We start from the raw sequence: 21,198 nt of genomic DNA, 5'->3' as shown, positions 1-21,198 counted from the left end.
ACAGCGCCGCGCCGCGCGGATAGCGGGAGGCTCAAGTAAATCAGGACGATTTCGGCGCGGATAGAACCAACGCGCCGTGTGGCTGGTATCGGTGCGCCAGCGGGCCGGGAGCGGGGAAGGGGGAACGGAAACGAGGGCGGGCGCGCTGCCTCAGGCCGCCGCGCACGCGTCGAGCAACCAGCGCCGGAACACGTGGGTCGCATCCGGTTCGGGCCGCTGCGGCGGGCGCACCAGGAAGTAGCCGCGTGGCGTGACGACGGGCGCGTCGACCAGCTTCACGAGCTGGCCGGCCCCGACGAGCTCGTCGACGAGCGGCGACCAGCCGAGCGCGACGCCTTCGCCGAGCAGCGCCGCATGGATCACAAGCGCATAGCTGTTGAAGGTCACGCCGCGGGCGGCGGGCGGCGGTTCGAGCCCGTGCGCGTCGAACCAGCCCGACCACGACAGCCAGCGCTCGGGGCGCGTCGGCTGCACGTGCAGCAGCGGCAGCGCGAGCAGGTGGTCGGCCCGCGCGACGCCCGGGTGCGCGTCGCGGAACGCGGGCGAGCAGACGGGCGTGACGGATTCCGGAAACAGCCGCGCGGCCGTGCACGACGGCCAGTGGCCGTCGCCGAACAGGATCGCGATGTCGCCGTGGTCGCGCTGCGCGTCGTAATCCTGTGACGTGACGACGCGCACGTCGACGTCCGGCATCACGCGCTTCAGTCCGGCCAGGCGCGGCATCAGCCAGTAGGTCGCGAAACCGAAATCGGTGACGATCGTGAGCGCGCCGTGCTCGCGGCGCGCGCGCAGCGTCGCGGTCGCGCCGCGCAGCGTGTCGAGGCTCAGCCGCACGGCTTCGTACAGGCACTCGCCGTCGGCCGTCAGCGTGACGCCGCGCGGGCTGCGTTCGAACAGCGGCACGCCGAGTTCGGCTTCGAGCTGATACACCTGCTGGCTCACGGCCGGCTGCGTCGAGCCGAGCTCGCGCGCGGCGGCCGTGAAGCTCGCAAGCCGGGCGGCCGATTCGAACGCGCGCAGCGCCTGCATCGACGGTAACGGTTCGGATTTCGACATAAGTCCCGACATAAGCCCCTCTAATGGCCCCATAAGGGCCGGACGCCTACCCGCGCGAATTCGGGCGGGCGATAGTGCGGCGGACGGTGCGGCACATGCGCTTCATGCGCCGCCGCGCAACGCATTCCGCGATTCTAGCCAGCGCGGCCCCTGCGCGCGGCAGTTTCTGTGGACCGCCTCCGTCATGCCGGACGTCTCGCTGCCCGGGCGACGATCCGTTCCATTCGAACACCGCTTTCCCCACGACCGCCGATGACGAACCCGACACCCAACATCCTGATCCTGATGGCCGACCAGCTCACGCCGTTCGCGCTGCCGGCGTACGGCAACCGCGTCGCCCGCACGCCGACGCTCGACCGGATCGCCGCCGAAGGCGTGGTGTTCGACGCCGCGTATTGCGCGAGCCCGCTGTGCGCGCCGTCGCGCTTCTCGCTGCTGACCGGCAAGCTGCCGTCGGGGATCGGCGCCTACGATAACGCGGCCGAATTGCCCGCGCAAACGCTGACGTTCGCGCACTACCTGCGCGCGGGCGGCTACCGGACGATGCTGTCCGGCAAGATGCATTTCTGCGGGCCCGACCAGTTGCACGGCTTCGAGGAACGCCTCACGACCGACATCTATCCGGCCGATTTCGGCTGGGTGCCCGACTGGGACAGCCCGACCGAGCGACCGAGCTGGTATCACAACATGAGCTCGGTGCTCGAGGCCGGCCCGTGCGTGCGAACGAACCAGCTCGACTTCGACGACGAAGTCACGTTCGCCGCGAAGCAGAAGCTGTACGACGTCGCGCGCGAGCGCGCGGCCGGGCACGATGCGCGGCCGTTCTGCTTGGTCGTGTCGCTGACCCATCCGCACGACCCGTATGCGATCACGCGCGAATACTGGGATCGCTACGACGATGACGAGATCGACATGCCGGCCGTGCGGCTCGATGCGGCCGACAGCGATCCGCATTCGCAGCGGCTGCGCTTCGTCTGCGAGAACGATCGCACGCCGCCGACCGACGCGCAGATCCGCGCCGCCCGCCGTGCGTATTACGGCGCGACGTCCTACGTCGATACGCAGTTCGGCAGCGTGCTGGCCGCGCTCGAGCAATGCGGGTTCGCCGACGACACGATCGTGATCGTCACGTCCGACCATGGCGACATGCTCGGCGAGCGCGGGCTCTGGTACAAGATGACGTTCTTCGAAGGCGGCTGCCGCGTGCCGTTGATCGTGCATGCGCCGGGCCGCTTCGACGCCGCGCGCGTGCGCGGGCCCGTGTCGCACGTCGACCTGCTGCCGACGCTCGTCGACCTGGCCGGCGCGGCGCCCGCAGGTGGCTGGCCCGACCCCGGATGGCCGGACCCGGTCGACGGCGCGAGCCTCGTGCCGCACCTGCACGGCACACCCGCGCACGATGTCGCGCTCGGCGAATACCTCGCGGAAGGCGCGCTCGCGCCGGTCGTGATGATCCGCCGCGGCGACTGGAAATACGTGCATTGCCCGGCCGATCCCGACCAGCTTTACAACCTGTCGGACGACCCGCGCGAGCTGACGAACCTGGCCGGGCAGCCGGAAGCCGCCGACGTGCTCGCCGCGTTCCGCGCGGAGGCCGCGCAGCGCTGGAACCTGCCCGAGCTGGACCGGCAGGTGCGCGCGAGCCAGCGTCGCCGGCGCTTCCATTACGCGGCGACGACGCAGGGCCGCATCCACGCGTGGGACTGGCAGCCGTTCACCGACGCGAGCCAGCGCTACATGCGCAATCACATCGAACTCGATACGCTCGAAGCGATGGCGCGTTTTCCGCGCGTCGGGCGCTGAACGTACCGCATCGCGGTCATTGAAGAACGACGGAGGAAGCGAACCATGAAACGGCAATGCAATGCAGCAATCCGAAGGATCGGCGCGGCGCTCGCCGCCGCCGCGTGCGTGGTGGCGGCGCTGCCTGCGCATGCGGCCGACCCGCAGACGTGCGGCGACGTGAAGATGGCGGCGCCCGGCTGGACCGACATCGACGCGACGAACGCGATGGCGGGCGTCGTGCTGAAGGCGCTCGGCTACCGGCAGGACGTGGCGAACCTGTCGGTGCCGATCACGTACCAGGGGTTGAAGAAAGGGCAGGTCGACGTGTTCCTCGGCAACTGGATGCCCGCGCAGGCGCCGCTCGTGAAGCCGTTCGTCGACGAGAAATCGATCGACGTGCTGCACGCGAACCTGAGCGGTGCGAAGTTCACGCTCGCGGTGCCCGACTATGTGGCCGCCGCCGGCGTGCATACATTCGCCGATCTCGCGCGCTACGCGGACCGCTTCGGCGGCAAGATCTACGGGATCGAGCCCGGCGCGCCCGCGAACCAGAACATCAAGCGGATGCTGTCCGACCATGCGCTGGGGGCCGCGAACTGGTCGCTCGTCGAATCGAGCGAGACGGGCATGCTCACGCAAGTCGAGCGCGCGGTGCGCGACAAGCGCTGGATCGTGTTTCTCGCGTGGGAGCCGCATCTGATGAACACGAAGTTCCATCTGACGTATCTGTCGGGCGGCGATGCGTATTTCGGCCCGAACTACGGCGGCGCGACGGTCAACACGGTCACGCGTGCCGGGTTCGCCGGCCAGTGCGCGAACCTCGCGCGGCTGTTCCGGCAGATGACGTTCTCCGTCGACGTCGAGAACCGGATGATCGCCGACATGCTCGAGCACAAGACGTCGCCCGCGCTCGCGGCGCAGCATGCGCTGAAAGCCGAGCCCGCGCTGGTCGCCGGCTGGCTCGACGGCGTGACGACGGCGGCCGGCGCGCCGGGCCTGCCGGCCGTGCGCACGGCCCTCGACGGTCGCTGATTTCCTCCCTCCGGGCGGCCGGTTTTTACCGTGCCGCCTGTCTACGTGTTTTCCCGACCCGTCGCATCGTGACCATTTAGTGTCGCCTTCAGACGGGTGACCTGAAATATGGGTTTGTATTTTTCGCCAATGGCTGCGTTATTGCGGAAAACGAAATACCGGGGCCAGCGGGGCGGTCTGAATTCGAATCCACCGGCGCATCGCGGCACGCGCCGGGACGAGATTCTATCCATCGAACGGTTCAGGGAGGGTGGTCGACAATGAAGCAAAAGAAAGTTGCCGTAGCCGCCGCGCTTGCATGCGCGGCCTGTATTCCCGCCATCGGGCATGCGCAAAGCAGCGTGACGCTGTATGGGATTCTCGACGCGGGCATCACGTACGTGAACAACACGGGCGGTTCGCACGTGGTCAAGTTCGACGACGGCGTTGCCTACGGAAACCGTTTCGGCCTCAAGGGCACCGAAGACCTGGGCGGCGGCCTGAAGGCCGTGTTCGTGCTCGAGAGCGGCTTCCACCTCGGCAACGGACAACTCGGCTTCGGCGGCGCCGAATTCGGCCGGCAGGCGTATGTGGGCCTGCAGAACGACTGGGGCACGCTGTCGTTCGGCAACCAGCTCGACATCACCAACGAACTCGTGTCGATCTACAACATCTCGGCGTGGGGCAGCGGCTATGCGATCCACCAGGGCGACTTCGACCGCTTCAACGGCGACCGCCTGCCGAACTCGGTGAAGTTCCTGTCGAACGACATGAGCGGCTTCAAGTTCGGCGCGATGTACTCGTTCGGCAACGTCGCGGGCAACTTCCATCGCAACAGCGCATGGAGCGCGGGCGCGAGCTTCACGAAGGGCGACTTCTCGATCGGCGCCGCGTACACGCGCCTGAACAACCCGAACGGCATCTACGCGTTCGACCCGTACGCGATGATCGGCACGCACACGTTCCTCGGTCAGCAGACCGTCACCGTCGATCCGGCGACCGGCGCGCGCACCGACCTGTTCGCGAACACCGCGATGGACGTCGACAGCCAGGGCACGTTCGGCATCGGCACGAGCTATACGATCGGCAAGCTGACGCTCGACGCCAACTACTCGTACACGACGATCAAGGGCTTCGGCCAGTCGTCGCACATGCAGGTGTACGAAGGCGGCGGCCTGTACCAGTTCACGCCGGCGCTGAGCTTCATCGCGGGCTACCAGCACACGCGCTTCGAAGGCCATCACTGGAACCAGGGTACGGCGGGCCTGCATTACCTGCTGTCGAAGCGCACGGACGTGTATATCTCCGGCGACTACCTGCGCGCGTCGCAGGGCGTCGATGCGGTGATCGGCTACAGCTTCACGCCGTCGACGACGCAGACGCAGGCCGACGTGCGGATCGGGATGCGGCATTCGTTCTAAGCGGGGTGGTGTGACGTCTTCAGCGAGATCTCTCTTTGGCGCGAACCTCGGTTCGCGCTTTTTTTTGTGCGATGCGCCGGCTCGACGGGACTCGCGGCGGGTGGCCGGCCGGTTGTCGGCGGTTGGCATATCATCACGGTTTGGCCGCGTCTGCACCGTTGCCGCGCGCACCGGTGTGCGTCGTCGTTTCCCGAACGGTTGCGGTGCGCAGCGCCAATCGCCGAGAACCCGATGACCACCCCCGTGCCCGATTCCAGTCCTTTATCCCCGTTACCCGCCAACCTGTTCCGCCACGCACCGTTCCAGCGTTTCTGGGGCACGCGCGTGATGTCGTCGCTGGCCTTCCAGATCCTGTCGGTTGCAATCGGCTGGTACGTGTACGCGCTCACGCACAGCGCATTCGCGCTCGGTCTCGTCGGCCTCGCGCAGTTCGTGCCGATGTTCGCGCTGACGCTCGTCGTCGGGCAGGTGGCCGACCGCTACGACCGCCGGCGCATCGCGACGATCTGCCAGGGCGTCGAGGCGCTGGCAGCCGGCGTGTTCCTGCTCGGCGCGGCGAAAGGCGCGCTCACCGCGCCGGCCGTGTATGCGCTTGCGGCCATCGTCGGCACGGCCCGCGCGTTCGAGTCGCCGTCGGTGTCGTCGCTGTTGCCGGCCGTCGTGCCGCGCACCGACCTGCCGCGCGCGACCGCGCTGTCGACGTCCGCGAACCAGGCCGCGCAGATTCTCGGGCCCGCGTTCGGCGGGTTGCTCTACGGTGTCGGCGCGCCCGTTGCGTTCGGCACGAGCGTCGCGGCATTCGCGGTCGCGGCGATGCTGAGCGGCACGATTCCGCTGCGCAGCGCGCCGCCCGCCCGCGAGCCGGTCACGCTGCGCTCGGTGTTTTCGGGCATCGCGTTCATCCGGCGCGAACCGGCGATACTCGGTGCGCTGTCGCTCGACCTGTTCGCGGTGCTGTTCGGCGGCGCGACCGCGCTGCTGCCGATCTATGCGCGCGACATCCTTCAGGTTGGCCCGTGGGGGCTCGGCGCATTGCGCGCGGCGCCGGCCGTCGGCGCGCTCGCGGGCACGCTGTGGCTCACGCGTTTCCCGTTGAAAGGCCGGCCGGGCCGCGCGATGTTCGGCGGTGTGATCGCGTTCGGCATCGCGACGATCGTGTTCGGGTTGTCGCGGCATTTCACGTTGTCGCTCGTGTCGCTGGCCGCGCTCGGCGCATCGGACGTGATCAGCGTCGTCGTTCGCCTGTCGCTCGTGCAACTGCGCACGCCCGACGACATGCTCGGCCGCGTGAGCGCGGTCAACTCGCTGTTCATCGGCACGTCGAACCAGCTCGGCGAATTCGAATCGGGCGTGACGGCTGCGTGGTGGGGCGCGCCGGCCGCGATCGTCGTCGGCGGCGCGGCGACGATCGCGGTCGCGCTGGCGTGGATGCGGCTGTTTCCGCAGCTCACGAACATGAAGTCGCTCGAACGCGACGCGTGACGTGCATCACACGTCATGCATCCTGCGTGACGCGCACGGCCGTGCCGTAGCAGATGACTTCGGTCACGCCCGAGCCGATCTCGGTCGAGTCGTAGCGCATCGCGACGATCGCGTTCGCGCCGAGCTTGCGCGCATCGGCGAGCATCTTGTCGAAGGCGTGCTCGCGCGCCTTCTCGCACAGCGACGTATAGAGCGTGATGTTGCCGCCGAAGATCGTCTGCAGCGACGCGCCGAACGAGCCGACGATCGAGCGCGAGCGCACGACGATGCCCTGGGCGACGCCGAGCGAGCGAACGGTCGTATGGCCGGGCAGGTCGAAGGCGGTCGTGACGCGGGCGGGCGACAGGTCGTCGATGGAGCGGGTGGGATCGGTCATGGTGGGCAAGCGCGTAGCGAGTGGTCGAACGACGATTCTAGCCGGACCGAGAAAAGGCATTCGAACGGGCGTACCCACGCGGGTGAACGCCCGTTTCATTGCCGAACGCGCGAGCCGCTCGGCGAGGCACGCTCAGTGCTTGACCGTTGCGCCGGCAATGCCGCCGAGATCGACCGTATAGGCCAGCGCCAGCTTGCCGAATTTCAGTGCATGGTTGGCCTGTCGATCCGAGTTTTCCAGCGTGTCGTTCACCGTGTGGATGTACGGGCTGTCGTTCTGGTCGGCCTCGAACGGGAACGATGCCGGATACCCCTGCGCATTCCACGACGCGTGATCCGAGCATGCATAGCCGCACTGCGACGTGCCGATCGCGAGCTCCGGCAGGTAGGTCGCCGCCAGGTTCTTCACGTAGGTGTTCTGCGCCGCGTTCGTGTAGTCGGTGATCAGGTAGATATCCTTCGGATCGCCCTTGTAGTTCGTCATGTCGAGCTGCAGCACGCCGACCACGTTCGCATTCTGCGTGCGGAACTGCTTCGCGATCGCCTTCGAGCCGAGCAGGCCGGCTTCCTCGGCCGCATACCCGACGAACTTGATCGTCCGTTTCGGCCGGTAGTTGTTCGCGAGCAGCACGCGCAGCGCTTCGGTCAGGCTGGCGATGCCCGACGCATCGTCGTCGGCGCCGGGCGAGCGCGTGTTCTCCGTCGTGCGGCCGACGGTCGAATCGAGGTGGCCGCCGAGCACGACGGTACCCGCGGCCGGATCGCTGCCGCGAATCGTCAGGATCACGGATTTCTGCGGAAAGCCCGTGTGCGCGAACTGTTCGACGGTGATGTCGGCGCGCGAGCCCGCCAGTTGCTTCCACTGCAACGCGAGCCAGTCGGACGCGGCGACGCCGTGCGACGTCGTGTAGTAGCGGTTCGTGAAGCCGGACAGCGACGTGATCGTGCCGACGATGTTGCTGGCCTGCAGTTGCTGGACCCACGTGCCGATCTGCGGCACGTTCGACACCGTGTACGCGGGGGCGGCGGCCTGTTTTGCGAGCGTCGCCGGCAACGGCTGCAGCGCCTGCCGCGCGTCGTCGAACGAATCGTGCACGACGTAGCCGGGCCCGTGGCCGCGCGTGTGGTGGACGGCGCGCGCCAGTTCGCCGAGCCGGGCATCGTCGATCTCGACGACGTGAACGGTTTCGCGGCGCGCGGCGCCGTCGGCCGCCTTGCCGGCGTCGACGGTCGTGCTGTACTGCGCGGTTGCGGTCGCATCGATGCGTTGAAGCTGGCGGAACGCGGTGTCGCCGAGCGTGATCCAGACGGGCGTCGCGTGCGCGGCGGCGCTCAGCAGCATGCCGCCCAGCGCGGCGCTCAGGCGGGTCGGTTTCAGAGTAGGCATGTTCGATCTCGTGAGGATGGCGATGTCGATGAAGGGAGCGCGCCGCAGATCGTGCGATGCGCTCCCGCCTGCTGCGCTATTACGACTTCTGCGGGACGGTCACGCCGTACGTGCAGCTCTTGTTGTACGCGTTGCCGATCGCGGTGAGCTGCGCGCTGCTGTAGCCGAGCGCGGAGGCGGCCGTCAGCACGGCCTGCGCGGCGGCCTTCTGGTTGGTCGAGCTGTTGGTCATCGACAGCCCCTTCAGGAACGCCTTGTCCATCGCCTGCGCGCCGATCGCATCGCGTGCGACGAGGTTGCACGACGCCCAGTACTGGCCGGCCGTGTGGATTTCCGCGCCGCGCGCCTGCGCATAGGTGCGCCCCACGTTCCAGTTGGTCACGCGGCCGCCCCAGAACTCGTTGTGGCCGTCCCAGTTGTAGACCCAGTGATACTGCGCGTCCGACGGGCTCCACTGGTTGAAGTCGCGGCTGTACGCGGCGGCGAGATAGTCGCCGGTGCCTTCCGACAAGCCTTCCTGTTGCGACAGGCCGCCGTTGGTGACCCAGTCGTGGATGCCGTGGCCGAGCTCGTGGATCACGACGTCCGCGTCTTCCGCGTCGTCGACGCCGCCTTGCCCGAAGGTCAGCCGGCCGCTGCTCGACGAGTACGACGAGTTGTCGTCGCCCGATTCGCCGTGCGGGTCGTACTGCACGCCGCCCGTGTACTGGTACGGCAGCGCCTTGATACCGAGCGTCTGGTTCACGTAACGCAGGAACGTGTCGATGTGGTAGTACGTGTTCACGGCCTCGAAATACAGGTTGCCGCGCGTGAATTCGAACGCGGGCGTGGACTGCGACGGGCAGGCCTTGTCGAGCGGCGCATCGAAGTCGACGCACGCCGCGTACGGGCCCGTCAGCGTGTAGCGCGAGCCCGACTGCGCGAGCTCCTTCAGCGTCACGCGCACGCGCGCGGCCGTGAGCTGCGTCGAATCGGCGTCGTTGCCGTCCTTGTAGCCCGTGCTGCCGTAGCTGCTCTTCGTCGGTGACAGCGGATCGGGGCGGAACACGAAGCCGGTGCCGTCGGTCGCGTAGAACGCCTTGTCCTCGGCGCGCAGCACTTCGCCGCTGCCCGAATCGATCAGCAGTTCCCAGTCACCCTTCGGGCCGTCCTGCGGACGGCCGCGCACCTTCCACGCGGTATGCGTGCCGGCCTTGTCGACGAATGCGACGAGCTGCGCATCGAGATGCGTGAAGCCGCTCGCGCCGAGATACGCGCGAGCGCGGTCGAGCGCCTGCTGCTGATCGACGGCCTGCGACTTGCGCGTCGTCGCGACCACGCCGTTGATCGTGTTGCTCGCGACGTACAGGATGCGGCCGTCCTTCGCGACGGTCACTGCGATGTCGCTGCCGTACACGGGCAACCCGGCGGCCTGCTGCTGTAGGCGCACGACGGTGAAGTCGGCATCGTTGCGTTCCGACGTGACGACGAGGCTCGCGAGCGCGGCCGCGTCGAGCCCGAGCTGCGCCGCCTGCGACGCGACGAAGTCGCGCGCGGTGGCGGCGGGCGTCGCGGCGGCTTTCTTGACGCGATAGGCCGGGTTGTACAGCGTGACGGCGACGCCGTCCGCGCGGAATTGCCCGGCGGCCGTATCGGCCTTCGCGGCCGGCGGCGCGACGCCGCGCGTCAGGCTTTCGCGCAGGCTCGCGGCCTGCGGATTCGACACTTTCGTATCGGCCAGGGTGCCGCCGACGATGCCGAAACCGAGCGCGAGACTCAGGGCGAGCGGCAATGCTTTGCGTGATGTCTGCATACGTGATCCTCATCTCAACGGTTGGACACGCCCGCGCGCTCGTGGCGAGCAGGCACGACACGGCCCGCGCGCCGGTTCGATGGAACCGGTGCGGCGAAGCGGTGTTGGGAGTCTCGACTGACTAAGGAAACCTAAATGTCAGGTCGAAAAGAAGCGGGCAGGCGAAGAGGGGGACGCGCGTGAAGGGATGCGAACGGCAGGCAGGTGCGGCGACGGCGAAGCGAGCATCGTCATGTCATACCCCTCGGGTCGGATCGATATCGGTTGGCAGCCTGCGTGGCGCGACGCACGTCGAGATGAAGCATGCGTGTCGTTAGGCTGCCTATCTAACTTTTTTTGGTATGTTACAGAATATTTTCAGCGACATTCCAGATTATTTTCGACGACCGCTTCGGTCCGCCGATCAATCGCCGGCATTGTTCATCGAGCGGCGGGAAACGCTGCCGGAACGCGCAATACCGCGCCGGATTGTAATCAAAAGCCGCGACGATCAGCGCGTCGCACGCCGGTCGCTGCGCGGGCTCATCCCGAATCGCGCGCGATAGGTGCGCGAGAAATGCGACGGCGATTCGAAGCCGCACGCGACGCACACCGACGTGATGCTCATGTCGGTCTGCTGCAGCAGTTCGCGTGCGCGCTCGAGGCGCAGGTTCAGGTAGAAGTGCGTCGGCGTATCGTTCAGCGTCGCGCTGAACAGCCGTTCGAGCTGGCGCCGCGTGATCGAGACCTCCTGCGCGAGCGCATCGGAACCGAGCGGGTTCTCCATGTGCCGCTGCATCGTGCCGATCACCTGGATCAGCTTGCGGTTGTGCACGCCGTAGCGTGCGGCGATCTCGAGCCGCTGGCTGTCCGAGCGCTGCCGGATGCGGCTCACGACGAACTGCTCGGAGATCGCCGCCGCGAGGTCGGTGCCGTGGCGGCGGCCGATCAGGTCGAGCATCATGTCGATCGACGCGGTGCCGCCCGCGCACGTGATGCGCCGGTCGTCGATCTCGAACAGCTCCTGCGTCGCATTCAGGCCGGGATAGCGCTCGCGGAACGCGGCCAGCGCCTCCCAGTGCAGCGTGAGCGGCTGCGACGCGTCGAACAGCCCGGCTTCCGCGAGCACGAAGCTGCCCGTATCGATGCCGCCCAGCGTGGCGCCATGCCGGTGCTGGCGGCGCAGCCAGTCGCCGAGCGTGCGCGTGTAGCACACGAGCGGATCGAAGCCCGCGACGACGAATACCGTATCGACCTGCGGGACGTCCGCGCACGCGGCTTCGGCGGCGACCGGAATGCCGTTGCTCGCGGCGACGGGCGCGCCGTCCGCGCTGATCACGTGCCAGCGATACAGCTCGGTGCGAAAACGGTTCGCGACGCGCAGCGGCTCGACCGCGGACATGAAGCCGAGCGCGGAGAAGCCGGGCAGCAACAGGAAGTGGAAATCCTCGGGCATCGGGGCGTGGGGTGGAAGCGGGTGGTCGTCGCGCACCGCGCGACGCGGCGAGTGGGCAGGCGCGGGCGCCGAACGTTCAAGCCGGGATTATCGCGGGTTTTGCCGGCGCTCAGCGCGTTTTTGCACCACGCACCGTTCGGCGTGCCGTCGTCGACGGTACGTCGTGACGATACGCGCCGGGCTGGTCTGCACATTGCAGGCGCGCGGGATCGATGGCGTGTCCGACCGGTACTGATCTCCACTGGCGGCGAGTGATCCGTTTTCACCCCGGATCTTCGTCTTCCCAGTCATGCCATGCGACCCGATGCGTTTTCAGATATCGGCTTACCGCCGCGCCAACCGTCGGAAAGAAGTTGCCGTCGCCAAACATGCCAAACATGCCGTAATGCTTGAGGCTATCTTTTACGGGGCCTTTCAGTTCAGCGAAGACCAGCTTGACCTGCCGCGCCGCCAGTTCGCCGTGCAGCCGTTCGAGTACATCGGCGGCGGTCAGGTCGATATCGGTCACGGGCTCCGCCGCGATGACGATCCAGCGTGCCGGCTCGGGCGACTCGTCGACGGCGCGCAGCACGCGTTCACGAAAGATTTCCCCATTGGCGAAAAAGAGCGGCGCATCCCAGCGCAGCAGCACGAGCCCGGGCACGCGCCGCGCTTCCGGATGGCGCGACACGTCGTGATAGCCCTTCATGCCGTCCACTCGCCCGAGCACGGCATCGTACGGCCGCCACGCACGCCATAGAAACGACAGCACGGTGAGCAGCAGCGCCAGTGCAATGCCGTTCACGACACCCAGGATCGCAACGCCGACGAAGCACACCACCGCCTGAACGAACTCGCTTTTGCGCAGACGATAAAGCCGCATGACGCCCCGTACCTCGACCATGTTCAGGCATGCCGCAATCACGACGGCGGCCAGCGCGGATTGCGGCGTGTGCGCAAGCGCGCGTGGCGCGAACAGGAGCAGCGCGGCGACGACAGCGGCAGCCGCCACGCCCGTCGCCTGCGTCTTTGCGCCCGCGGCTTCCGCGACGGGCGTGCGGGATCCGCTCGCGCTCACCGCGAACCCCTGCACCAGGCCGGCGGCGATGTTCGACAGCCCGAGCGCGACGCATTCGTGATTCCGGTCCACGCTGGTGTCGTTGCGCAGTTCGTAGGTACGTGACAGCACGCTGATATCCGTGAACGAAACGAGCGCGATCGCCGCCGCGCTACCGGCGAGATGCAGCCAGTCGCCGAGGGCCACGCGGGGTATGCGTGGCACGGGCAGGCCCTGCGCGACCGCGCCGACGGTTGCGACGCCCGCGCGCCCGGACAGATCGAACCACATCACCACCACCGTCGCGCCCGCCACGGCGAGCAGCACGCCCGGCACCTTGGGCCAGAGCCGTTTGAAGACGAGTATCAACGCGAGCGCGGCGACGCCGATCGCGAACGAGGCCGCGTTCACCCTCGATGCCGAGATGCCTTCGATGATGTCGCGCGCCTGCTCGACAAACGATTCGCCGGTGCCTTTGTATCCAAGCAGCCGTGGCAATTGTCCGATGCCGATCGTCAGCATGATGCCGTTCAGAAAACCGTACCGGATGGGCAGCGACAGAAGCTCGGTGACGAATCCGAGCCTGAGCGCCCCTACCGCGATGCAGATCGCGCCCGTGAGTATTGCGAGCGCACCAGCGAGGGCCAGCGCATGGGTGGCGTCGCCGTGAGCAAGCGGCATGATACTTGCGGCGATCAGCGCGACCAGCGCGGAGTCCGGTCCGAGGACGAGGATGCGGCTTGGGCCGAAGAGCGCATACGCGAGCATCGCGGCAAACGATGCATAGAGCCCGTTGACGGCGGGCAGGCCCGCTGCCTGCGCGTATGCCATGCCGGCAGGCACGAGAACAGTGCTGAGCGTGACGCCGGCAAGCAGATCGTGAGGCAGCCACGGCCATTGATAGCCACGCGCCACGGCCAGTCCGTTGATCCACCGCAGCGGACCGGCAGCGGGCTTGCGGGTCGATTGGACCATGTGCTGGCGGGTACGGCTTTTCATGTTCATCGCAGCGAAGCTGATACGTTTCGGTTTCCGCACACGCTCGCGAAACTGGCGAACCGAACGTTACCGATGTCGTCTCTTCCAGTCGAACGATGGAATGTCGATGCGAGTGGTAACGGACCCATTCCAGGCTGCTCCGAACCCGGCCCGCGATAGCGCTTCCACGACCTGGCGGCCCACCGCGGCACTACGTTCCTTGTCGTCGGCCAGGTCGCCGAAGGCGATCGTCAGGCCGTGTCCATCCAAGGCCCTTTCGACATCCTGCCCGTGATAGAAGCAGTACCCGTGGTAGCGGCCGTGCGGCGTATCCCGCACGACTTCCGAAACGTCCGAGCGACCGTCCGACATCGTGTATCCGGCGTTCGACAGCGCGCAGACGCCGTCGTCGTCCAGCTCGTCGAACACGCGGTCCAGTCGATCGCAATCGGTCTCTCGAGGCCACGATGCTTCTGCGTCGAGCTTGCGCTGGAATTCTGTCTCGATGAAGCCTTCCAACCGATCGACATCGCAGTCGGGCTCCAGAATATCGTCCATCATTTCCCGGACGTCGTCGGGGTCATGAAAGCCTGACCAAACCCATCGGGTGATGCACTCCATCACGTATTTTTCGGTGTCGGTCACGGTATAGCCTCCACGTGTTTTCGATGTTCAACGCCGCCGATTGCCCGTAACCGCAGGCCGTGAGTGTCCATCCAAATGCCGGTTCGTCGATGGTTGCAATCGTTACCTTCATCGCTACGTTCTCGCGAACGGGGAAGGCTGCAGAATCGGGAGCCGATTGCCGACGATTCTAATACCAACGCTCGCGAAGATCGCTTTTCAGCGGACTGTGCCACTCCCTTGAGCGACGACATCGGCAGCCGCCGGAAACTGCATCGGGCCCGTTCGCCCCCCGTCTCCGAAGCACGTCCGGTCTACCTCCCGCAACGCCGCATCCGGACAAGGCCATCCCCGTCAAAATCCGCCCGCAACCCACGTCACACGTGCCACAGCCCGCACGTAGTGGTTTCTACTCATAGTCGCAAACAGGCAAGAACAGGTCGCCGCCGGTCTTCTCGCGGCGAATATGGCTCGTTACTTTTACTCCCACGATGCAGGCCGGCGCACACTCCGCGCGCCGGCTGCCGCGAGACCAATCGGGAGGAATCGAACCATGAAGTCGACGAAGATCGCCGCGCTCGCCGCGGCCATGCTGGCGACCGGCGCGTTCACGCAAGCCGCGCTGGCCGAGACGGAGGCCGCGACCTGCCGCACCGTGCGTTTCGCGGATATCGGCTGGACCGACATCACGTCGACCACGGCGCTCGCGTCGACCGTGTTCGAGGCGCTCGGCTATAAGCCGACCACGACGATCGCATCGGTGCCGATCTCGTTCGCCGGCCTCAAGAGCAAGCAGCTCGACGTGTCGCTCGGCTACTGGTGGCCCGTGCAGCAGAAGCAGCTGCAACCGTTCCTCGACAGCAAGTCGATCAACGTCGTCGAACCGCCGAACCTGTCCGGTGCGAAGGCGACGCTCGCGGTGCCGAGCTACGCATACCAGGCCGGCCTGAAGACCTTCGACGACATCGCGAAGCACCGTGCGGAACTCGACGGCAAGATCTACGGGATCGAGCCGGGCAGCAGCGCGAACGCGACGATCCAGAAGATGATCGACACGAACCAGTACGGGCTCGGCGGCTTCAAGCTCGTCGAATCGAGCGAGGCCGGGATGCTGGTGACGGTCGAGCGCGCGGTCCGCGAGAAGAAGTGGGTCGTGTTTCTCGGCTGGGAGCCGCATCCGATGAACATCCAGCTCAGCATGAACTACCTGTCCGGCGGCGACGCGTCGTTCGGGCCGAACTATGGCGAAGCGCGCGTGTACACGCTCACCGCGCCGGACTTCATCGCGCGCTGCCCGAACGCGGGCAAGCTCGTGACGAACCTGCGCTTCTCGACGCAGCTCGAGAACCAACTGATGCAGACGGTGATGAACAAGACCAAGCCGGCCGACGCCGCGAAGGCGTACCTGAAGAAGAACCCGCAGGTGCTCGATCCGTGGCTCGCGGGCGTCAAGACGTTCGACGGCAAGGACGGCCTGCCTGCCGTGAAGGCGTATCTCGGCCTGTAACGGCCCGCGCCCATACGCTATCAGCAATGCGACACAACCCGAATCAAGCGAGGCATCCAGCATGAATCACGAAGTCATCATCACCTGCGCCGTCACCGGCGCGGGCGATACGGTCGGCAAGCATCCGGCGATTCCGGTCACGCCGAAGGAGATCGCGGCCGCCGCGATCGAGGCCGCGAAGGCCGGCGCGACGGTCGCCCACTGCCACGTGCGCGATCCGCAGACGGGGCGCGGCAGCCGCGACCCGAACCTGTATCGCGAAGTAGTCGACCGCATCCGCTCGGCCGACGTCGACGTGATCATCAACCTGACGGCCGGCATGGGCGGCGATCTCGAGATCGGCCCGGGCGAGGACCCGATGCGCTTCGGCAAGGGCACCGATCTGGTCGGCGGCCTCACGCGCCTCGCGCACGTCGAGGAGCTGCTGCCCGAAATCTGCACGCTCGACTGCGGCACGCTGAATTTCGGCGACGGCGACTACATCTACGTCTCGACGCCCGCGCAGTTGCGCGCCGGCGCGAAACGCATCCAGGAACTCGGCGTGAAGCCGGAACTGGAGATCTTCGATACGGGCCATCTGTGGTTCGCGAAGCAGTTGCTGAAGGAAGGGCTGCTCGACGATCCGCCGCTGTTCCAGCTGTGCCTCGGCATTCCGTGGGGCGCGCCGGCCGATACGGGCACGATGAAGGCGATGGTCGACAACCTGCCGCCGGGCGCGCACTGGGCCGGCTTCGGGATCGGCCGCATGCAGATGCCGATGGTTGCGCAGGCGATGCTGCTCGGCGGCCACGTACGCGTGGGCCTCGAGGACAACATCTGGCTCGACCGCGGCGTGCATGCGACCAACGGCACGCTCGTCGAGCGCGCCCGCGAGATCGTCGAACGTCTCGGCGGCCGCGTGCTGACGCCGGCCGAGGGCCGCCGCAAGCTCGGCCTGCCGGCGCGCGGCGAGCGTGCGCTCGAACGTCGCGCGATCGCCGAATTCGCGTGAGTTTTTTCGCTGATTGATACGACAGGGCGGTGCGCACGAGCGCGGTCGCCCACCGATTTCCCCTGATTTGAAGGATGCGTTGACATGGCTGTGAAGACCGACATCAAGACGTTTGCCGCCATCGGTACCGGCGTGATCGGCAGCGGATGGATCGCCCGCGCGCTCGCGCACGGCCTGGACGTGGTCGTGTGGGATCCGGCGCCCGGCGCCGAAGCGCGGCTGCGTGCGAACGTCGCGAACGCGTGGCCCGCGCTCGAACGCGTCGGCCTCGCGCCGGGCGCCGATCCCGCGCGGCTGCGTTTCGAGCCGACGATCGAGGCCTGCGTCGCCGATGCCGATTTCATCCAGGAAAGCGCGCCCGAGCGCGAGGCGCTGAAGCTCGAACTGCACGAGCAGATCAGCCGCGCGGCGAAGCCCGACGCGATCATCGCGTCGTCGACGTCGGGGCTGCTGCCGACCGATTTCTACGCGCGGGCGACGCATCCGGAGCGCTGCGTGGTCGGCCACCCGTTCAACCCCGTCTACCTGCTGCCGCTCGTCGAGGTGCTCGGCGGCGCGCGCACGTCGCCGGAAGCGGTCGAAGGCGCGATGGAGATCTATCGCAAGCTCGGCATGCGGCCGCTGCACGTGCGCAAGGAAGTGCCGGGCTTCATCGCGGATCGTCTGCTCGAAGCGTTGTGGCGCGAGGCGCTGCATCTCGTCAACGAAGGCGTCGCGACGACCGGCGAGATCGACGATGCGATCCGCTTCGGCGCGGGCATCCGCTGGTCGTTCATGGGCACGTTCCTGACCTACACGCTGGCCGGCGGCGACGCGGGCATGCGACACTTCATGCAGCAATTCGGCCCCGCGCTCGAGCTGCCGTGGACGAAGCTGGTCGCGCCGACGTTGACCGACGCGCTGATCGACAGCGTCGTCGAAGGCACGACCGAACAGCAGGGCACGCGCAGCATCAAGGAACTCGAACGCTATCGCGACGAGTGCATCACCGAGGTGCTGAAATCGATCGCCGCGGTGAAGGCGCGGCACGGGATGCGATTCGAGGACTAAAGGACAGGCGATGACGGGCGATACCCCGCTGACGATTTACCGCGACGTCGTGCGGCCCGAATGGGTCGACTACAACGGCCACCTGCGCGATGCGTTCTACCTGCTGATCTTCAGCTTCGCGACCGATGCGTTGCTGGATCGGATCGGCCTCGACGACGCCGCGCGTCGCGAGCGGGGCCGCTCGGTCTACACGCTCGAAGCGCACGTGAACTACCTGCACGAGATCAAGGAAGGCACGGCGGTGCGCGTCGATGCGCGCGTGCTCGCGCACGACGCGAAGCGGCTGCACCTGTATCTCGAACTGTTCGCCGACGGGCATGACGACGCGGTATCGGCGAGCGAGCAGATGCTGCTGCACGTCGATACGCGCGACGGTGCGAAATCGGCACCGTTCGACGACGACGTGGCCGCGCGCGTGGCCGAACTGCATGCGTTGCAGTGCGATTGCGCGGCGCCTGCGTATGCGGGCCGCGTGATCGGGCTGCCGCCGCGCCGCTAGCGGCGCGCTTCACCTTTCGATCTTCGACCTTCACCTTCGACCGCGGAGCGCACACGATGCTCGAACCGGAAATCGCGGCGTTCGTCGCGGCCGTCGACGCGTGGTATCCGGCCGATGCGGCGGCGCGCTCGCCCGACGAGCAGCGTCGCCTCTACGACCGCTTCGCGGCTGAATGGACGCCGGCCGCGCTGCCGGCCGGCATCGTGCAGCAGGACGCCGTGTGGCACGCGCCGGACGGTCGCGCGATCGCGCTGCGGCGCTATAGGTCCGCGCACGGCACGCCGCGCGGCACGGTGCTGTTTTTTCATGGCGGCGGTTTCGTCGTCGGCTCGCTCGACAGTCATGCGCTGATCACCGCGCAACTGGCGGCCGATACGGGCCTCGACGTGATCGCCGTCGACTATCGGCTGGCGCCCGAACACCGCGCGCCGGCCGCACTTGAAGATTGCGTGGCCGTCACGCGCGCCGCACGCGATGCGCGCTGGCCATTCGGGCCGTGCGTGCATCCGTTGACGCTCGCGGGCGACAGCGCGGGCGGCATGCTCGCGGCGGCGGTGGCGACCGCGCTGCGTGATGCAGGCGAAGGTAGCGTGGACGGCATCGCGCTCGTTTATCCGATGCTCGGTTTCGAACCGCAATCGCCCGCGCGCGAAACGGAAGCGCACGCGCCGATGCTGACGCTCGACGACGTGCATCGCTATCGAGAACTGTACTGGGATGGTGACTTGTCCGACGCGCTACGGAGCGGCAACCCGCTGTTGCGCGCGTCGGTGCCGCTCGAGGCGGCGCGTTTCGACGGCTTGCCGCCGGTGCTCGCGATCGGCGCTGAGCACGATCCGCTGCGCGACGATGCGCGCGTGTACGTCGAACGGATTCGCGCAGCCGGCGGGGTCGCGCGCTACTGGATGGGAGAGGGGCTGGTGCACGGCTGCTGGCGCGCGCTCGGGACGAGTCCGCAAGCCGCACGGATGCACCGGATGGTCGGCCATTTCTTGCTCGCACCGCACGCGTAGCGGGCGTTTTCCGGGAGGCAACGATGCAGGCGGCAGCGCAACACCGTATCGAGGACTGGCGGACGTTTTCGGCCGACGCGGCCATCGCGGCGGCGACGATCGGCGATGATGCGATCGACGTCGAGTGGAGCGACGCGCGACGATCGCCGTTCCATTTCGACTGGCTGCGCGACAACTGCGCGTGTTCCGCGTGCGTGCATGCGGTCACGCGCGAACAGGTGTTCGAGATCGCCGATGCGCGCGAGGATCTGTCCGCGCTCACCGTGCACGTCGAAACCGACGGCGCGCTGCAGGTGGAATGGAACGACGGGCACCGCAGCGCGTGGTCGCCGGGCTGGTTGCGTGCGCATGCATACGACGATGCGTCGCGCGCGGAGCGCCTGGCCGCGCACGGGCGGCACGTGTGGACCGGCGACGACGCGACGGCGATCGGCGTGTTCGCATGGCGCGACGTGATGGAGGACGACCGCGCGTTGCTCGCATGGCTCGGCGCATTGCAGCGCACGGGGCTGACGCTCGTCGAGGGCGTGCCGGCCGAGCGTGGCCGCGTCGACGGGATCGCGCGCCGCATCGGCCTGATCCGCGAAAGCAATTTCGGCGTGCTGTTCGACGTCGAATCGAAGCCGCGCCCGGACAGCAATGCGTATACGTCGTTGAATCTTCCGCCGCACACCGACCTGCCGACGCGCGAATTGCAGCCGGGCGTGCAGTTCCTGCACTGCCTCGCGAACGACGCGACGGGCGGCGACAGTATCTTCCTCGACGGCTTCGCGCTCGCGGATGCGCTGCGGCGCGAACATCCGGACGATTTCGAGCGACTCGCGTCGACGCCGTTCGAGTTCTGGAACAAGAGCGCGAACAGCGACTACCGTTGTTCGGCGCCGGTGATCGGGCGCGATGCGCGCGGCAACGTGACGGAAGTGCGCGTCGCGAACTTCCTGCGCGGGCCGCTCGATGCGCCGGCCGGTGCTGTGGCGGCCGTCTATCGCGCATACCGACGGTTCCTCGCGCTGGCGCGCGAGCCGCGTTTTCGCGTGCAGCGCCGGCTGCGGGCGGGCGACATGTGGGCGTTCGACAACCGGCGCGTGCTGCATGCGCGCACCGAGTTCGACCCGTCGACGGGCCGGCGGCACTTGCAGGGCTGTTACGTCGATCGCGACGAATTGCTGTCGCGGTGGCGCGTGCTGTCGCGGGCGGCGTCGGCCGAAGCTGCGGCGCGCTGACCGGCGCACCCGGCGCATTCCCGCACACCTCGTCGGGAAAAAGCACCCGGACGCCAGGCGTCCGGGCGAAGCCACCCGCTGCCGGGCGGCGGAGGTATGCGTTTCACAAAAAAGACGAGCCCCGCGAAGGGGCTCGTCCGGACTGCATGACTTCATCGCGCGATGCGCGGCGCCCGCCGAGGGCGCGTCGGCTTACTGGCCGAAGAAGATCGAGTCGCGTGCGTTCGACGACGTGGCCGGCGCGCCCGAGTGGACGAGCGGAGCCGGTTGTGCGCCGTAGCCGCTGGTGTCGGCGCCATGAACACGCGCTTCGGCGCTCTGGATGTCGTTCGGGTAGTACGGGCTCGACAGGCCAGGCTTGTAGCCGGCTTGTTCGAGCTGGACCAGTTCGTTGCGCACTTGAGCGCGCGTTACGGTGCTTTGCGCGAATGCGCCGAACGAAGCGGACAGGGCGGCAGCGGCAACGACTGCGGAAACGAGCGATTTCATGGTGACCTCCGGTGTTTTATTGAGTTCGCTCTCGACACCCTTGT

The 21,198-nt window shown here is 67.5% G+C and carries 18 protein-coding genes; 10 read left to right on the top strand and 8 right to left on the bottom strand.

From position 1 onward, the window contains the following. Positions 1–150: 150 nt before the first annotated feature. Positions 151–1,056 (bottom strand): LysR family transcriptional regulator, encoded by a 906-nt coding sequence (locus HWW87_RS21560; protein ID WP_174385440.1) that lies wholly within the window; start codon positions 1,054–1,056, stop codon positions 151–153. 252 nt (positions 1,057–1,308) lie between these two features. On the opposite strand from HWW87_RS21560, the gene betC reads away from it, so the two are divergent. The 4 genes from betC (at position 1,309) to HWW87_RS21540 (ending at position 6,755) form a co-directional block, all read left to right on the top strand. Then, positions 1,309–2,859, top strand: a complete 1,551-nt coding sequence (betC, locus tag HWW87_RS21555; protein ID WP_175822045.1) for a choline-sulfatase — start codon at positions 1,309–1,311, stop codon at positions 2,857–2,859. A 45-nt stretch (positions 2,860–2,904) separates the two neighbouring features. Then, positions 2,905–3,873: a choline ABC transporter substrate-binding protein gene (gene choX / locus HWW87_RS21550; RefSeq protein WP_175822044.1), complete on the top strand. Its 969-nt coding sequence runs from the start codon at positions 2,905–2,907 to the stop codon at positions 3,871–3,873. Positions 3,874–4,133: 260 nt separating this feature from the next. Beyond that, a complete protein-coding gene (locus tag HWW87_RS21545) occupies positions 4,134–5,273 on the top strand; it encodes a porin (protein WP_175822043.1) in 1,140 nt (379 codons plus the stop codon). A 231-nt stretch (positions 5,274–5,504) separates the two neighbouring features. Next, a complete protein-coding gene (locus HWW87_RS21540; RefSeq protein WP_175822042.1) occupies positions 5,505–6,755 on the top strand; it encodes an MFS transporter in 1,251 nt (416 codons plus the stop codon). Between the two features lie 13 nt (positions 6,756–6,768). On the opposite strand, the gene HWW87_RS21535 is transcribed toward HWW87_RS21540, so the two are convergent. The 6 genes from HWW87_RS21535 to HWW87_RS21510 all read right to left on the bottom strand — a co-directional run bounded on the left by HWW87_RS21535 (position 6,769) and on the right by HWW87_RS21510 (position 14,403). After that, positions 6,769–7,131, bottom strand: a complete 363-nt coding sequence (locus tag HWW87_RS21535; RefSeq protein ID WP_175822041.1) for a YbjQ family protein — start codon at positions 7,129–7,131, stop codon at positions 6,769–6,771. A 132-nt stretch (positions 7,132–7,263) separates the two neighbouring features. Beyond that, positions 7,264–8,517 (bottom strand): M20/M25/M40 family metallo-hydrolase, encoded by a 1,254-nt coding sequence (locus tag HWW87_RS21530; protein ID WP_175822040.1) that lies wholly within the window; start codon positions 8,515–8,517, stop codon positions 7,264–7,266. Between the two features lie 79 nt (positions 8,518–8,596). Further along, on the bottom strand, positions 8,597–10,309 hold the full coding sequence (locus HWW87_RS21525) for a M36 family metallopeptidase (protein WP_175822039.1): 1,713 nt from the start codon (positions 10,307–10,309) through the stop codon (positions 8,597–8,599). A 490-nt stretch (positions 10,310–10,799) separates the two neighbouring features. Then, positions 10,800–11,744, bottom strand: a complete 945-nt coding sequence (locus tag HWW87_RS21520; RefSeq protein WP_175822038.1) for a GlxA family transcriptional regulator — start codon at positions 11,742–11,744, stop codon at positions 10,800–10,802. A gap of 262 nt (positions 11,745–12,006) precedes the next feature. Further along, positions 12,007–13,785: a SulP family inorganic anion transporter gene (locus HWW87_RS21515; RefSeq protein ID WP_175822037.1), complete on the bottom strand. Its 1,779-nt coding sequence runs from the start codon at positions 13,783–13,785 to the stop codon at positions 12,007–12,009. A gap of 60 nt (positions 13,786–13,845) precedes the next feature. After that, a complete protein-coding gene (locus HWW87_RS21510; RefSeq protein WP_175822036.1) occupies positions 13,846–14,403 on the bottom strand; it encodes a hypothetical protein in 558 nt (185 codons plus the stop codon). Between the two features lie 532 nt (positions 14,404–14,935). On the opposite strand from HWW87_RS21510, the gene HWW87_RS21505 reads away from it, so the two are divergent. From HWW87_RS21505 to HWW87_RS21480, 6 genes are all read left to right on the top strand, one after another. Continuing rightward, a complete protein-coding gene (locus tag HWW87_RS21505; protein ID WP_175822035.1) occupies positions 14,936–15,889 on the top strand; it encodes a choline ABC transporter substrate-binding protein in 954 nt (317 codons plus the stop codon). A 61-nt stretch (positions 15,890–15,950) separates the two neighbouring features. Continuing rightward, a complete protein-coding gene (locus HWW87_RS21500; protein ID WP_011547127.1) occupies positions 15,951–16,880 on the top strand; it encodes a 3-keto-5-aminohexanoate cleavage protein in 930 nt (309 codons plus the stop codon). A gap of 84 nt (positions 16,881–16,964) precedes the next feature. Then, positions 16,965–17,930, top strand: a complete 966-nt coding sequence (locus HWW87_RS21495) for an L-carnitine dehydrogenase (protein ID WP_175822034.1) — start codon at positions 16,965–16,967, stop codon at positions 17,928–17,930. A 10-nt stretch (positions 17,931–17,940) separates the two neighbouring features. Continuing rightward, positions 17,941–18,429, top strand: coding sequence for a thioesterase family protein (locus tag HWW87_RS21490; protein WP_175822033.1), 489 nt, complete (start codon positions 17,941–17,943; stop codon positions 18,427–18,429). Between the two features lie 56 nt (positions 18,430–18,485). Next, complete coding sequence (locus HWW87_RS21485) at positions 18,486–19,442, top strand: alpha/beta hydrolase (RefSeq protein WP_175822032.1); 957 nt, start codon at positions 18,486–18,488, stop codon at positions 19,440–19,442. Between the two features lie 23 nt (positions 19,443–19,465). Continuing rightward, on the top strand, positions 19,466–20,665 hold the full coding sequence (locus tag HWW87_RS21480; RefSeq protein WP_175822031.1) for a TauD/TfdA family dioxygenase: 1,200 nt from the start codon (positions 19,466–19,468) through the stop codon (positions 20,663–20,665). 192 nt (positions 20,666–20,857) lie between these two features. On the opposite strand, the gene HWW87_RS21475 is transcribed toward HWW87_RS21480, so the two are convergent. Continuing rightward, positions 20,858–21,154, bottom strand: a complete 297-nt coding sequence (locus HWW87_RS21475) for a DUF4148 domain-containing protein (RefSeq protein ID WP_175822030.1) — start codon at positions 21,152–21,154, stop codon at positions 20,858–20,860. Positions 21,155–21,198: the final 44 nt, after the last annotated feature.

Source organism: Burkholderia sp. BCC0419 (assembly GCF_902830285.1).
Classification (GTDB): Bacteria; Pseudomonadota; Gammaproteobacteria; order Burkholderiales; family Burkholderiaceae; genus Burkholderia.
This window is presented reverse-complemented; position numbering and strand designations above follow the sequence as displayed.